This window comes from Nostoc sp. NMS4 (assembly GCF_017115095.1).
Taxonomy (GTDB): Bacteria; Cyanobacteriota; Cyanobacteriia; order Cyanobacteriales; family Nostocaceae; genus Nostoc.
In genome coordinates this window covers 1-16,353 of the sequence record NZ_JABXKI010000248.1, presented here as the reverse complement: position 1 = coordinate 16,353, position 16,353 = coordinate 1, and the positions used below count along the sequence as shown (strand labels likewise).

The 16,353-nt window shown below is 40.4% G+C and carries 8 protein-coding genes and 1 pseudogene; 1 reads left to right on the top strand and 8 read right to left on the bottom strand.

Features of this window, described 5'->3' with window-relative positions:
* Positions 1–17 precede the first annotated feature (17 nt).
* Positions 18–1,571, top strand: a complete 1,554-nt coding sequence (locus HWQ37_RS22275; RefSeq protein ID WP_292750939.1) for a flavin-containing monooxygenase — start codon at positions 18–20, stop codon at positions 1,569–1,571.
* A 106-nt stretch (positions 1,572–1,677) separates the two neighbouring features.
* Here HWQ37_RS22275 and HWQ37_RS22270 read toward each other — a convergent pair whose 3' ends face one another.
* The 8 genes and pseudogenes from HWQ37_RS22270 to HWQ37_RS22235 all read right to left on the bottom strand — a co-directional run bounded on the left by HWQ37_RS22270 (position 1,678) and on the right by HWQ37_RS22235 (position 16,032).
* Positions 1,678–7,296 (bottom strand): ATP-binding sensor histidine kinase, encoded by a 5,619-nt coding sequence (locus HWQ37_RS22270; RefSeq protein WP_292750938.1) that lies wholly within the window; start codon positions 7,294–7,296, stop codon positions 1,678–1,680.
* An 87-nt stretch (positions 7,297–7,383) separates the two neighbouring features.
* Positions 7,384–8,595 carry a precorrin-6y C5,15-methyltransferase (decarboxylating) subunit CbiE gene (gene cbiE, locus HWQ37_RS22265; RefSeq protein ID WP_292750936.1) on the bottom strand — a complete coding sequence of 404 codons (1,212 nt, stop codon included), beginning with the start codon at positions 8,593–8,595 and terminating at the stop codon, positions 7,384–7,386.
* A 28-nt stretch (positions 8,596–8,623) separates the two neighbouring features.
* A complete protein-coding gene (locus tag HWQ37_RS22260) occupies positions 8,624–9,028 on the bottom strand; it encodes a VOC family protein (protein ID WP_292750934.1) in 405 nt (134 codons plus the stop codon).
* A gap of 36 nt (positions 9,029–9,064) precedes the next feature.
* A pseudogene (gene miaE, locus HWQ37_RS22255) lies at positions 9,065–9,202 on the bottom strand (tRNA isopentenyl-2-thiomethyl-A-37 hydroxylase MiaE); the annotation flags it as partial.
* Between the two features lie 448 nt (positions 9,203–9,650).
* On the bottom strand, positions 9,651–11,750 hold the full coding sequence (locus HWQ37_RS22250; RefSeq protein ID WP_292750932.1) for a PAS domain-containing hybrid sensor histidine kinase/response regulator: 2,100 nt from the start codon (positions 11,748–11,750) through the stop codon (positions 9,651–9,653).
* A 171-nt stretch (positions 11,751–11,921) separates the two neighbouring features.
* Positions 11,922–13,817: a CheR family methyltransferase gene (locus tag HWQ37_RS22245; protein ID WP_292750931.1), complete on the bottom strand. Its 1,896-nt coding sequence runs from the start codon at positions 13,815–13,817 to the stop codon at positions 11,922–11,924.
* A 570-nt stretch (positions 13,818–14,387) separates the two neighbouring features.
* Positions 14,388–15,014 (bottom strand): chemotaxis protein CheB, encoded by a 627-nt coding sequence (locus HWQ37_RS22240; RefSeq protein ID WP_292750929.1) that lies wholly within the window; start codon positions 15,012–15,014, stop codon positions 14,388–14,390.
* Between the two features lie 148 nt (positions 15,015–15,162).
* Positions 15,163–16,032 carry a polyphosphate kinase 2 family protein gene (locus HWQ37_RS22235; protein WP_292750927.1) on the bottom strand — a complete coding sequence of 290 codons (870 nt, stop codon included), beginning with the start codon at positions 16,030–16,032 and terminating at the stop codon, positions 15,163–15,165.
* Between the last annotated feature and the right edge of the window lie 321 nt (positions 16,033–16,353).

Genomic DNA, 16,353 nt, shown 5'->3' with positions numbered 1-16,353 from the left:
TTTTAGGAGAACCGAAGATGACGGTGAAACAAGTATGCGTGATTGGGGCTGGAGTCAGTGGATTAGTCTCAGCCAAGACGTTTCTTGAGGAAGGTTACGAAGTGACATTGTTTGAGAAACGCCAGGGACTTGGTGGTGTCTGGGAAAGATCGAGAACTTACCCAGGACTGTCAATTCAAAATCCCAGAGACACCTATGCTTTCTCAGACTTTCCTATGCCAGCCTCTTATCCAGAATGGCCTTCAGGAGAGCAAATATGCGCTTACCTGGAATCCTATGCCCAACACTTTGGTGTCGCAGAAAAAATTCAGTTCGGTGCAAAAGTCACCAAAGTGGAGCGCAAATCAGGAAATAATCTTGGATGGATTGTTAGTGTTAGCTTTCAAGAAGATGGTAAGGAAATCGGCAAACAAAATTACGAGTTCGACTTTGTGATTGTGTGCAATGGTCTTTGTGATATTCCCTACATTCCTAACTTGCCGGGGATGGAAGAGTTCATTGCTGCCGGAGGTCAGGTAATACATACTAACAACTTTAACGACGGCTCTGTAATTGAGGGCAAGCGAGTGGTTGTTGTCGGTTTTGGCAAGTCAGCCACCGATTTGGCGAATCTCGCAGCTACCAAGGCCAAGGAATGTACTCTTGTGTTCCGTCAAGCGCTGTGGAAAGTTCCTAACTTCTTTCTCGGTCTGTTGAACATCAAGTATATTTTCCTGACTCGGTTTGGAGAAACTTGGATGCCCTATCATAAACTTCAAGGATGGGAAAAGTGGCTGCATAGTTTCGGCAAGCCGTTAGTGTGGGCATTCTGGCGGCTAAATGAGACTATGCTGCGCTTACAGTTTCCCCTTGATGCTTGTGGGATGGTGCCCAAACAACCGATGAACAAATTGATCGGCTGTAGTATCGGCTTGGTGCATAAAGGCTTTTTTGAGTATGTACGCTCAGGTAAAATTCGTGCTGTCAAGACAAAGATCAACAAGTTTTTTGCTAGTGGCGTAGAATTGGATAACGGCGAGCAAATACAGGCAGATGTTGTTGTCTTTGGCACTGGTTTTCTTCAGGATATCCCCTTTTTAGAAGACAAGTACCGCAGACATATATTTGATCAGGAAGGCACTATCCATCTTTACCGCCATCTGATTCACCCTCATGTTCCACAGATGGGTTTTGTTGGTTATAACTATACTTTCTGTGCCCAATTATCAGCAGAAATTGGTGCTAGGTGGTTATCAGAATATGTCAAAGGAAATTTACCTTTACCATCTCCGCAACAGATGCTAGAGGATGTCAAAGCAGAGTTGGAATGGCGGAAGAAAGATAGACCCTATGCTTTCGTCAGTGGAGCATGTTTAATTCCTTTTACATTCCATTACATTGATGAATTGCTTCAGGATATGGGTCTAAATAGCCGTCGTCAAACAGGGAACTTGTTTGAGGAGTTTCTGATGCCAATCGATCCATCTGCATACAAGCATCTAGGCGAGGAATTACAAGCAAAGCAAAAACAACATCCATCTTTCAATGATTTAGCGATCGCTACAAGTATAGAGGTAACAAGCGTTCGTTAATATCTCCCGAATCCGGTTCGGTGAACTTCTCAAATGAACCCTATACTGAATTTACGTGAGTCTCCAACAGAGACTCACGTAATTTTTCTTGTATCGGTAGCTTGTCTCACTGTTGCATTGGAATCTCAATCACAAACTCAGTCCCCTCTCCCAGAGTTGATTCACAGCTTAACTGACCCTTATGTTTGTCCACTACCACTTGATAGCTAATTGATAACCCTAACCCCGTACCGCTTCCTATTGCCTTGGTGGTAAAAAATGGATCAAATATTTTCTGCTGCACCAGTGCATTCATGCCATAACCGTTATCAGCAATCCGAATCTTCAACGTGTTTGCTTCTCCTCGCTCAGTACGAATACGAATCTGAGGATTTCTGCTGGGAGAATCTTCTCTATTGTTGTAGTCCTCTAAAGCATCGATCGCATTACTTAAAATATTCATAAACACTTGGTTGAGTTGACCGGCATAACAAGTAACATCCGGCAATTGTGCGTATTCTTTAAAGACCTCAATTTCCGGGCAATCGCTCTTTTCCTTGAGTCGGTGTTGCAAAATCATTAGAGTACTATCGATGCCTTCATGAATATCGACAGGCTTCATTTCCGATTCATCTAGACGAGAGAAGTTACGTAAGCTCAGAATAATATTTCGGATACGGGAACTCCCCACCTTCATCGAGTCGAGAACCCTTGGGAGGTCTTCTGTCAAGAATTCTACATCCATTTCCTCAATTTTTTGCTCCACTATTGCTGAGGGATGGGGATATTCTTGCTGATAGATATTAATCAAATCTAGCAATTGTTGAACATAATCACTGGCGTGAGTAATATTACCATGAATAAAATTGATGGGGTTATTAATTTCATGGGCAATTCCCGCCACCATTTGCCCTAGTGAAGACATTTTTTCACTTTGGATTAATTGACTTTGGGTACTTTGTAATTCTTCTAATGCTTCTTGCAGATGCTGATTTTTTTCGTTAAGTTCTGCTGTTCTTACTACTACCCTTTCCTCTAGTATATGACTGTATTCCTCCAATTGCTCATTCGCTTTAGCCAAGTTGTTGTAGAGCATGGCATTTTCTAAAGAGATTGCAGCTTGGATAGTTAAGAGCTTGAGAACTTCTAAGCGATCGCTTGTAAATGCTCCTGTAGTGAAATTATTTTCTAGATAAATCAGCCCCAGCAATTTACCTTGATTAAGCATCGGAATACATAATATGCTCTTTGGTTGCTCACGGTTAATATAACTATCTGCTGCAAAAGAAGATTTCGCTTTAATGTCATCAATTACTAATATTTCGTGGGTGCGTTTGACATAATTAATCAAAGAGATAGGAATACAATCGCTTGATTCTAAAGGAATAGATAAAAATTCTGTGTAACTCTCTCTAATAGTAGAACTAGAATTAATGGCGGCAACAGTTAAGTCTAAGCTATTAGCTTCAGTCAATATCAGCACACATCTAGAAGCTCCCGCATTCTCCATGACAACTTCCATTAAAGTAGAAAGGAGTGCCTCTAGTTCAATCTCTCCAGACACGGCTTGAGAAGCTTTAATAACAGTTCCCAAATCTAACATATCTGAAATACTAGTGTTGGAGCCAATCACAGTTTCATTCGTAATCAGAGTAGATTTATTGCTAAGTGTAGATAGGTGTAGGCTCAGTTCCGGTAGATTTTTTTCACTGTAAGAATAGCTAAAGTCTTCTTGCTGAATCATCGGGGCAAGTAATTGAGGATAGCGTTTTTGCAAGTCATAAACTTTGGCTAATGCTCCCCAGCGAACATAGCAATAGTAGGCATCAGTGAGGTAGGTTTGGGCGATTCTTTGTTTACCCCATTTGAGATAAAATGTTGCCGCTAATTCGTAAGCAAGAGCTTCTTCGTTGATATAATTATTTTCTTTGGCAAGAAAAATAGCGTACTCATAATTATCAATCGCTTCCAGATATTGACCAAGAACTCGATTCTTTTCCGCCTCTACTAAATAAAATTTATGCAAGTGGTTCATGGGAGCCTGATCTGCCCAGTTTTGCATTTTTTTCTGATTTTCTGTCACTCTATAAAGGATTTCTTTTTGTTCAACTTCCTTGAAATCAGAATATACTGCTAGATGTGTCAATGAATCGTAGAAATAAAATTGAGCAGTCACGAACATACCTATAACAGCAGATAAGTACTTTTCTGCCATGACTGTATTTTTAAGAGCTTGAGAGTAATCAGCCAGCAGATAAGATAGGTGAAGTTTGCAGAAATATAAGAAAAAAATTGCCCCTCCATCTTTAGCTTTAAGATGAAGTGGTAGCATTTTATCCTCATCATAAACTTCACCAATCAAACTTTGCGGATTTTGAACATTACCGAGAAGATTCAAAATTGTCTGACGAAATATTTCATTCCAATAAAATACTCTTTCTTGCTTTATTTGCTTAATAGTATTACTATATATTTCTATATCTTGTTCAAGTTTTATTAGTTCTTGTCCTGTAAAATATGCATGTTGGCAGTAACCATAAAGAGCATAAGCTGCAAATTCCATATCTCCTACTTCAAGGTTAGTCGTATAAGCCTCAAGTAAAGGTTTCAATGTTTCCTTTAGATGCTCTTTCCAATGTCTGACAAGATGATTAAATGTTTCCATAACCTTGCCAGTTACTTCTTTTGTTTTTAAACTAGGCAACAAACTATCAGCTAGTTTCCCAAATTTATATCCAGAATCAATATCTCCTATTACCCCACACAACATTACTCCATACATCACGTATGCAAAAGCAGACAAAGGAGAATTACCAAATTTGATTGATAAATTGATCTGTTTCAGAATAATAAAGACTAATAATTCCGGTGCAACTGTATAAGCAAGAGCAATTGCACTAGATAGAATACGCATGATTATCAGTGGTTGCGCTTCTGTAATTTCTGGGAGTTCAATTAAGTCTTGAATGGATCTATTCGCCATTTTTGCAGATGTTGTCTCTATTGCTAGCTGAATATCTGATTGGCTGGGATTTGCCGGAAACTCTACTCCCAAAGTTTTCAAAAAGGTTTTTGCAATATGGACAGCTTCTAGTTCTTTTCCTTGTGCGCCATAAGACTGTATTTTAACTTCATAAGCTTTCACTTGATCTAGTGGAGTTTTCGCTTTTACCAACACAACCTGGACAAATTTTTCTATATATTCAAAGTCACCACTGAGATATGCCGCTTCTGTTGCCGTATTATACAAAGCTAAGGTGATATCGTATTTAGTATCCCAACTATCATCAGCTAGTAGCTCAATTCCAGTAGTTAAATACTTAAGCGCCGATGAATAAGCTGTTGATATTAAAGCTTTACGTCCAGCAATCAGACTCATTTCAGCTAATTCATTACGTTTAGCTCGATCGGTAATAAATTCAGCTGCAATATTGAAATGATTGACAAGCTCAAAAATATTTTCTTCCCGTTCGGCAACTGGGGTATTCTTCAAAAGAAGCAACCCAATTTTTAAGTGCATTTGCTTGATTTTGCCTTTGGGAATTAGAGAATAAGCTGCTTGCTGAACTCTATCATGTACAAATCTATATTTTGTTTGTTGAGAATTATTGGTTGAAAAATTTTCCGATTCTCTATTTGAAAAGCTTAAGAGTTGTCGATCATTTTCTGGTGCAAAATTATAAATATCTTTCTGAGGTATAATTAGTCCTTCAAGTAATGCTTGCCATAAGTCAGATGCAGTATTTGCTAAAGATTTTTCATTAACAATTGACAATGTTTTTAAGTCAAACTCATTCCCAATGCAAGCAGATATTTTTAAGACGTTTTGTACATTTTGGGGCAATTTTTCTATTTGGATGCCCATAAACTCTACTACATCATCTGTAAGAGATAGGGTTTTAATTTTGGTAATATCGTAGTTCCAATAACCAGCATCAAAGTTTAATTCAATTAGTCCATCATCATATAATAACTTGAGAAATTGAGATGCAAAGAAGGGGTTGCCTTTAGTTTTGAAAAATACCATTTGAGTCAGAGGCACAGCAATGACTTCTGGGCAACGCAGCGTCTCAGCAATCAGCTGATTTAAATCAATCTGACTTAAAGGTGAGAGTTTAATTGTATTAATTACTCCTCCGGCGCTGGCAATTTCTTGTAGTGTCAAATGTAGCGGATGTAGATTTGAGACTTCATTATCCCTATAGGCGCTAATTAGTAGCAAACTACCTTTACTTTCATATATATTTTCTTTATCCTTAGTAAGGTTAGAAGCAGTTCCATCCATTAATAATTGAATAAACTTCAAAGAAGCTGTATCTGCCCATTGCAAATCATCTAGAAAGATGACTAGAGGACGATCTTTACTAGTGAACACCTGGATAAATCTTTGGAACAATAAATTGAAGCGATTTTGAGCAGCACTACCAGCAAGTTCAGCAGATGGAGGTTGTTTGCCAATAATTATTTCAAGTTCAGGAATTACATTAATGATTACCTGAGATTGCGTACTCAATGCCGATAAAATTTTGGTTTTCCACTGTTGAATTTGGGTATCTGTTTCGGAGAGTATTTGCCCAATTAAATCCCGCAAAGCTTGCACCAATCCTGACAAGGGAATGTCACGTTGGAATTGGTCAAATTTTCCTTTGATGAAGTAACTACGCTGTCTAGAAATTGGTTTGTGGACTTCATTGACTACAGCAGTTTTACCAATCCCTGAGTAACCAGAAACTAAAATCATTTCCGTGCTTCCCTTTGTCACCCGGTCAAAAGTAGCCAGTAAAATTTCAATTTCTCTTTGACGACCATAAAGTTTTTCAGGAATGGCAAAATGATTTGAGATATCCCGAATTCCTAATTTAAAGACTGTAATATTTCCTTTCTCTTGCCATTGGTTTTGACATCTCTCTAAGTCATACCTCAGTCCATGAGCGCTCTGATATCGGTCTTCGGCATTTTTGGCCATCAACTTGCTGATAATATCAGATAAAAGTGTGGGAATATTGGAGTTAATGTGACTAGCTTTTGGCGGTTCTTTAGCAATGTGAGAGTAGACTAACTCCATCGGTTCAGTAGTACTAAAGGGTAACTGCCCTGTCAGGAGTTCAAAGAAGGTGATACCCAAGGAATAAAAGTCGGTACGGTAGTCTATACCTCGATTCATGCGTCCTGTTTGTTCAGGGGAAATATAAGCTAGAGTACCTTCTAGGACGTTGGGATTTGTGAGAAATTGAATTTCTTTTGGTAGTAGAGTCGCAATACTAAAATCGATGATTCTGGTCTTACCTGTTATCGGATGAATCAAAATATTAGCAGGTTTGATATCTTTGTGAATGATCCGATGGTGATGTAGTCGTTCCAAAGTTGCACTAATTTCAATGGCAATATCGAAAAACTCAGTCAATGAAACAGAAGTTTTTCCTTTTTCCTGCTCTTCTTGCTGCCAGAGATTAAGGGCAATACCACCAAAATCTTCCATTACTAGAAAGTATCTATTGTGGCATTTTTCTATGCTGATTGGTTTAACTATGCCTGGAATTTCCAGATTTTGGGTAATGGTGTATTGATTGTGAAACTGATTAATTTCAGCAAAACTAGGATCTTCATTCCGCATCAATTTTAAAATAACTGATTGGCTATCTTTTTCTCGAATAGCTCGATAAACTAAGGTTTTGTTACCTAAATACAATTGCTTAATAATGCGATAGCCAAGTAGAGGAAATAATCTATCTGATTCTAATAACATTGTATCTAGTTATGATAATTGTCTTTCTGTAGGTTTAGTATACCCAGAGCATAGTTACTACTATCAATAAGCATTAATATTCAATTTTTAAGACTTCACTACTACCCATTGAGTCACAGGTGCCATTGCTCGCCAACCCAAAAATTTACCAATAGGTTCCGCCTTCTGAATGGCAATACGAGTTAAATCGCCACCAACTCGTTCATGCCATTGAAATAAAGTTTGCTCACCCTCTACTGTGACAACATTTACTACTAAACGTCCACCTGTCCGCAGTTTTTCCCAGCAAATATCAAAAAGTCCGATCGCTGTAACTCCACCACCAATAAAAATGGCATCTGGTGCTGGTAAGTCTTTTAGGGCATGGGGCACTTGACCTTCAATGATTTGCAGATTTGGAGTACCGAGAGTGGCGGCGTTCTCTGCAATGTACAGTAGTCTAGACGAGTTTTGTTCGATCGCGATCGCACGACACCGGGCATTACTCCGCATCCATTCGATAGAAATTGAGCCACAACCCGCACCAACATCCCACAATAATTCTCCTGGTGTGGGTGCTAAAGCTGCAAGGGTAACTGCTCTAACTTCACGCTTCGTTAATTGTCCATCGTGGTGGTAGGCGTTATCTGGCAATCCTGGTAATCTTGGTAACGGGATAACTCCAGCATCAGCAATACAATCAACAGCGATCGCATTTAAAACCGCAACTTCAGTTTCACCCCAAGATGCAGCCGTACCTTCCACAATTTTTTCATGAGTGCCGCCCATACGCTCTAATACGGTAATCTTACTGCCACTATAGCCGCGATTTTTCAAAATTTCAGCAACGAGGGCTGGTGTATTTTTCCCCTCACTCAAAATCAACAGCCGCGCTCCCGGATAGATGTAAGATTGCAGTAGGGAGGATGGGCGACCATTCAAACTCAAAGTTTCCACCTCAGTTAAAGACCATCCTACTCTGGCACAGGCGAGGCTGAAGGCTGAAGGTGCAGGAATAATCGTCATTTCTGAGACGGGAATTCGCCGCATCAAGGTAACACCAATGCCGTAACACATCGGATCGCCGCTTGCGAGTACGCAGATTGACTCACCCCGACGCTGGATGATTTCGTCAACTGAAGTGCTAATGGGAGATGTCCAGACTAGTTTCTCACGTCCATCGTCTGGAGGGAGCATCGATAAATGGCGATCGCCTCCCACAATTACATTCGCTCGATTGATTAAAGAAAGAGCGATCGCGCTTAACCCCTCTAATCCATCTTCCCCAATGCCAACGATAGAAAGCCATTTCTGTATCATGCTAAATAACGTTGTTGGCAGCAAACTTTTAACTGATAATTCCTAGATTGTTATAGATTTCGATCAGATTGCCATCAGGATCGCGCAAATGAGCTGTGCGGATTCCCCAGCTTGGGCGATCTTGTGGTTGAGTCACAACGATCGCATTCTGAGCCTTTACTTGCTCATAGACTTCATCCACGTTATCGACTGCCAAAATCAAGACTATTTTATCTCGATTGACAATGTATGAAGGCTGTTCAATTCTTGGGACTACTTCAGCCATTAATTCTTTTTTGAACAAACCCAGCTTGAGATATCCGGTATTAAACTCAGCATATCCGCTTTCTTCATCGCCCCAATCGACATCAAATTTCAGCAGATCCCGGTAGAACAGAAAAGAATCTTGATAGTTGGAGACAAGCAGTCTCAGGTGTGTTAGCTGAAGCTTCATATCTGTTGGGTTAGTCTACTAACTGTGAATTCTAGGTTATGGGTGCAAAGTCGCCAGCAACTCGCTTTCGACAATTGCTAATTTATCAAGCTGTTGCATGACAATTTCTTTGTCGAAATAAGTAGCAGCTAAAACCCAATATATACCGTAGTGACGCGCTTCGGATGCCATTACCTAGTAAGTTGATATCTAAGTTAGCGTCAGCGTAGCCCGTTCCAAGCATCGCTTGTTCAACGCAAGCAGAACTAGTGGGCTGCTTTAGGGACTTCCAAATAAAAAAATATACAACTATTTATTGTGGGGTGGGCATCTTGCCCGCCCACAGCCCAAGGCGGGCAAGATGCCCACCCCACAAGATTGGATAATTTATTTCTTGGAAGTCCATTAGGAACGTGAATTAAATAAAATGCAAAACTTCATCTTGTATCTAGCTTCCCTCTCCTTTATAAGGAGAGGGATTGAGGGTGAGGTAAGCCAGGGACATAAATTGTATGTTATTTAATTCTTATTCCTTAGAGCGTTGATAGTCGCAAAACTCCAGAATTTCAGACTAGAGCTATGGAGTTCTGGAAGCTGTTCCCGATGAATTGAGAAAGCTACGTCCATCTTACGGCGGGGTAGTTCACCGGAATATTCTTTGAACAAAGCTCAATAATTGATTGGGGCTAAAGGGTTTCGCTAAAAAGCCCTGGATACCAATACCTGTAGTTTGGACTAATGTTTCAGCCCTGGCTAATCCACTCATGGCAATAATTTGTACTTCTGGGTTGATGATTTGCAAGGTGCTGATGGTTGTTTCTCCATCCATTAACGGCATCATCATATCTATCAGGACTAGCCTAATTTCATCTTTATGCTCAGTGTACAGGGCAATGGCATCAATCCCATTTTGGGCAGTTAATACCTTGTAGTTATGGATTTCCAGTGTGGTTTTGGCGATCTGAGTGATGGCTACTTCATCATCAACAACTAAAATCAATTCTCCCCGACCGCTTGGCAGTTCTATCTCATCTATTAGTGGGGAAATGCTGCCCTCTTTGCTTGGCAAGTATACTTGGAATTTAGTCCCAATTCCTACCTGACTGGCTACTTCCACAAAACCGCCGTGGCTTTTGACGATGCTCATCAATATAGATAAACCTAGTCCAGTACCCTTACCTACTTCTTTGGTGGTGAAAAAGGGATCAAAAATCCGATCGATAATTTCTGAGTCAATGCCAACTCCAGTATCAGTAACTGTAATTCTCACATAGTAATTAACTGTTGCCCCTGTGTGCATCCCGGCATAGTTTTCATCGATAAATAGCTTGGTGGCACAAATAGAGAGTTTACCACCATTAGGCATGGCATCACGAGCATTGACTATTAGGTTCATCAACACCTGATGCAGTTCGGTGCTGTCTCCGACAACAATCCCGATATCTGGCGCGATGTCTATGTTAATGTCGATGAATTTGGGGAATGTCTGTTGGGCTATCTCTTTAATGTCTTCGAGCAGTTGCGATATTAATAAGATTGTGAATTTTTTTTCAGAACCACGAGTAAATGACAAAATTTGCCGCACCAAATCACCGCCTCGTTTGGCATTGGTTTCTAGCATCTTCAGCATTTGCAGCGAAACGTCGTCAAGATGGGGATGTTTTAGGGGCAGCAGATGAGCAATTCCCAGGATTGGAGTGAGAATATTGTTAAGGTCGTGAGCAATACCACTGGCGAGAGTGCCTAAGCTTTCTAAACGTTGACTACGCAATAGGTGAGTTTCGAGTAGTTTTTTCTCGGTGATATCGGTGTCAATCATCAGGATTGATTTCGGCAAGCCTACGGTATCAAGCATCAACGTCCAACGGCTGGCAATGATTATTTCTTTACCATTTTTTGTGAATTTATGTAACTCTCCCTGCCATGCTCCACACTCAATAACAGTTTTCTGAGCTGCTAAGAGTAGAGGGGAGGTTTTTTTAGATAAAAGTTCCCAGGCGTTTTTTCCTTGAACTTCCTGAACTTGCCAGCCGTATATCTTCTCTGCACCTTTGTTCCAGAATAAGATTTGGTTGTGCAAATCCTCTACAATAATTGCGTCAGTTGTGATGTCTAGGAGGGCAGCTTGTTCGCGGATTTTCTGTTCTTGCTGGTGGCGTTCGCGTAGCGCAGCTTGCTGTTCGCTAATGTCTCTGAATAGCCAGCGCAAGTTGCCGGTTTTACCCTGACTATTTTCCACTGCGATCGCAGTTATTTCTGCCGGAAAGTCTGTAATTCCTTGTTCGTGAAAAATATGTAACTCTTCTCTTTTAATTTGCCCGTGCTGTTGCAATTGCAGCATAATTTGACGAAATTTCTGCCGTTCTGTCTGATGTACAAACACAGCCATTGGTTTATCAATCAGGTAAGATTGGCGCACATTCAATAATTTAGCCGCAGCATGGTTAGCTTCCTGAATAATTCCAGTAGCATCTGTAAGCAAGTAACCATCTGGGGCAAAGTTAAATAAATCGTAATAACGTTGACGTTCTTCTTCTACCAAATGGCGTGTAGCAATCAGTTCCTCGTTTTGTTGCTGTAACTCTTCTAGAGAAATAGAGATTTCGGTAATCGCTTGTTGCAAAAGCTCTATAGGATAATCCTGCTTTATAGATTTATCTCCCGCCAGATTTGCAAGCTGGGAAAGGTTTTCCAGTCGCTGATGCGCCTCGACAATCGCTTGGTTAAAGTTTTCATTAGTCATTTGCAGTCTTATTTCTCACATAATTGCTTTGATCGAGAAACGCAGAAGGAAAACCGACCTCTGCTTCAGTAAAGCGACTAAAGGGAAAAAGAGTTAAATATGATACTATTTATTTAAGCATTTTTATCGCCCCCTGCCTGGTTGTTGAGCGTAGTCGAAACACTTCCCCCTTCATTCCTGCTGCTGCCGTTCCTCCATTTCTTGAGTAGAAATCATACTATTCACTCTCTCTACATCTACCATCATCAAAACTGCTCCTTGCATTTCAATGCCAAGCAGTGGAGTAATTGCCAGGTAACATTTTATTTGCCTACCCCGACGATTGGTAGCATCGAGGATCATTTCTTGAAACTGCTTTTTGCCGGATAGAGACTTACGGATCGGCGATCGCAACTTCTCGACGGGTAGCCCAATATCTAGGCTGAAGATAGACTTTCCGAGAACTTCATCAGTCCGCAAGCCCCATAAATCTTCGGCCATATAATTCCAAATAGAGATATTAAAGCTATTGTCAATTACCACTATTCCCGTTTGGAAACTCTTGAGAATAGAGACGAGAAAAATGTTTGTGCGATTTAGTTCTGTGGTGCGATCGCTTAGTTCGTAATTAATTGTCTGTAATTCTTCATTAGTAGATTGGAGTTCTTCATTCATCGTCTCCAATTCTTCATTGGTAGATTGTAATTCTTCGTTGGTAGTTTCTAATTCTTCATTGGTAGATTGTAATTCTTCGTTGGTAGTTTCTAATTCTTCATTGGTAGATTGGAGTTCTTCGTTGGTAGTTTCTAATTCCTGTTGCGATCGTTGCAGGGCATCTTGGAGTTGAATATAGCGGGTGACATCATGAAAGGAAATACTAACGCCTAAAAAACTGTTGTCTGTTTCTTGCAAAGGCGTAATTTGTACATCTAGATATTGGGTTTCTGTGTTAGATAAATAGCGCTCTACATTGTTTAGACTCACAGGACGGCGTTCAGTATAAGCCTGTTCAATTAGCGATCGCAATTCAACTGGCCGATAGGAGATTTCTAGATCCTGGAAGGGACGAGCCAAATCTTTGGGAGAAAGGGCGAACAAAGTCCGCGCCTGTTCGTTCACCATTACCAAAGTGCCATTGATATCAATGATTATTTGGGCAATTGGGGCTGTGTCAAAACCCATCTCTCGCACCCGGAGATTTCGAGACAAACGGCTGCTAGATTCGTCATCTACTAAATTTGCCATAACAAGGAGGCGATCGCGTAAATTCACCGTTGATACTTTAGTAAATATCCGGTTTTTCAAGTCCAGTGGCGTAAACAAATTAGAATGCATCAATAGCATCTCTGCTTTTCCCAAAAACAGATAGGCATTATCATTGAGTGCAAAATGAAACCGAGACAGAATTCGCCCTTGAGTCTCAGAATTAAAATACATTAATGTATTGCGGCTGACTAATAAATCTAAGTGCGAAATTGGCGCATCCTGAAGCAAATCGTGGCGACCAAAAATTACTGAGCGGCGCAAATCTTGGCGGAAGACATATTGATTTCCGACAATCTCAAAGTATTTCTGCCGTAGTTCATCTGGCACAGCTTGGACATCTTTTGCTGAATATACAGCTTGTCGAGCCTCGTTGAGAGCCTCTTCATCTACATCTGTAGCATAAATTTTCACTCGTTGGCGAAATTCTTCAGCTCCCAATATTTGGGTGATTAACATTGCTAGGGTGTAAGCTTCTTCTCCAGAAGCACAACCAGCGCTCCAGACGCGAATTTGCTCGGAATTTTTTTTATTCTTAATCAGATTAGGCAGTATTTGCTCTGCTATATATTCCCAAGCTGATGAATCTCGAAAAAAAGCGGTAACGTTAATTAGAATCGTATTGAAAAGATAATTGAATTCTTCTGGATAAACTTCTAGATAGTCTTGATATTCTTCAAAGTTTTCTATAGTTAATGACTGCATCCGCTTGCACACCCGACGTATCAAAGTCGAGCGTTTATAGCCTGTAAAATCAAATCCCCGGCTTTGTCTGAGATAAATTAGTAGATTTTCAAATTTGGTATCTCTTTCTGAGGAAGTCATAGGGCAGGAGGCAGGAGGCAGGGGGCAGAGTTCTGAGCTATGTCCGCAAGTATTAAAGATTTGTTGGCGAGTCTCAAAGACTCATTAATGGAGTTCTGAACCTCATTACAGCACTTTGTAAGTAAATGAAGTACACCCTTATCTTGCTTGGGGCTACAGTGAATTACCCCCCTTAATCCTCCCTTGGAAAGCTACGGTGTATACACAAGTCTGAAATAGCTGATTAACCAGGGTTTTACCCCACCCTAACCCTCCCCTTGCAAAGGGGAGGGAACTAGATTTTCCGGTTTCCCCCCTTTACAAGGGGGGATTAAGGGGGGTAATTCGACTTGTATATACACGGTAGCCTTAGAAAGGAGGGAAGAATCTAGTTCCCTCCCCAATACATACGCGGAGGGTTAGGGTGGGGTATTTTTGTACCTCACCAACTCACAATATGCTGTAATGAGTATCAAAGACTCATTAAAGGAGTTCTAAGCCTGATTCACGAGTATTAAAGACTCATTAAATTATGGTGACACCCACTTGTATTGTAAAATATACCTCCTCTGCTTTTCTCTGCCTCTGTGCTTAGTTAGATTTTCCCATGACCAAAGTTACCAGGGTGCTGGAAATTTCATCAAGGGGGAGAATAAAATCTATGTTGCCAGTTTGAATAGCGGCAGAGGGCATCCCGGAAAATTCGGCAGTTTTTACGTCTTGGACAATGATCGTACCGCCCATTTTTTTGATCGCTTCTACTCCCATCGCACCATCACTACCCGTTCCACTTAGCACAATAGCGATCGCTCTATCTTTATAAGTGGCTGCAACCGATTCAAATAGTAAGTCAGCCGAAGGACGTAAAAAATGTACTAATTCTGACTGTGATAAGGAAAGTGTGCCGTCACCGTTAACCAACAAGTGACGATTAGGTGGCGCAACGTAAGCCGTTCCTGGGGTAAGGGAATCTCCTTCTTGTGCCTGTTTGACAGTAATATCTGTGCGCCGACTAAGAATTTCTGCCATGAACGATCGATGTTCGGGAGTGAGGTGTTGCACAATAGCAATCGCGGCGGGAAATTTGGCGGGTAGAGTCGATAGCACTTTAACTATAGCAGTTAGACCACCTGCCGAGGCTGCGATCGCTACTATATCAAAGGCAGCATTAGGAAAGTGAGGTAGATAATTTTTGGCATTTTCTGCCATATCAATCATGATTTTGCGCCTATAACTATCTGCGTAACTTTTTTAGTTACAAATAGCATTAATAAAGTTACAATTCTTTATCTTTAATCTATATATATTATACAGTATATCTGAATTACTTCTGCATTTTTTTGCCTTTACCTATCAAATTCACAGGTTAATCTTCCTGCTCTAGAATCAGTTTCGCCTGTAAAAGTTGCTGCCTATGCTCCTCACTAAGTTTTGGGTATTGCAGATTTATTTCTTCTAATTTGGTGCAGATAATATTGGCAACAGTTAGGCGTGTAAACCATTTGCGATCGGCAGGAATAATATACCACGGTGCCCATTTAGTACTAGTATTGTTAAAAACTTCTTCATAGGCATTCATATAATCATCCCAAAAAGCTCGTTCCCGGACATCACTATCTGAAAACTTCCAATTTTTTTCAGGATGATCAATCCGTTCTAAAAAGCGTTTTTTCTGCTCTTCCTTAGAAACATTTAGAAAAAACTTCAGAATTATTACACCATTATCAACCAAATATTTTTCAAAGTTATTAATTTCTTCAAAACGCTGCTTCCATATCTTTTTTCCACTAGGAAAGTGAGGAAGTTGTTGTTTTTGAAGAATTTCTGGATGGACGCGAACTACTAGCACTTCTTCATAGTATGAACGGTTAAATATGCCAATTCTTCCTCTTTCTGGCAGAGCTTTCATTGAGCGCCACAAATAATCATGGTCTAATTCTTCCGCACTGGGGCTTTTAAAACTAAACACCTGAAATCCTTGCGGATTTACACCAGAGGTCACGTGTTTAATAGTGCTGTCTTTGCCAGCAGCATCCATTGCTTGAAAAATAATCAACAAGGAATATGTATTTTGAGCATAGAGAATATTTTGGTAATTAGCTAGTCGTTCAATATCTGCCTGTAATTTGGTTGCAGCATCAGTTTTTTCATGAAAATCAGTCTTATAAGCTGGGTCATAGTTTTTCTTCAGAGAAATCTTTGAACCGGGCGGAACAATGAAAGCATCATGATTCATCTATAAAATCTCCTAACAGCTATTAAATAATTCGTAATGACGCGACGCTCGAAGGGGAAACTAGAAATACAGTTCCCTCTCCAATACATACGCTACAGTGTACACACAAGTCAAAAAAAGTTTGATTTTCCATTGTTCTCTCGTTTATCTCGTTCCCATGCTCTGCATGGGAATGCTCCTAGTTGAGGCTCTGCCTCGAATCTGGCATTGAGTCAGAGACTCAATGAATGCATTCCCAGTCGGAGACTGGGAACGAGGAAAGTCTTTTGAACCTCGCATGACTAGAAGTCACGCGATTCCTGCTTCAATGATCTGAGCCTG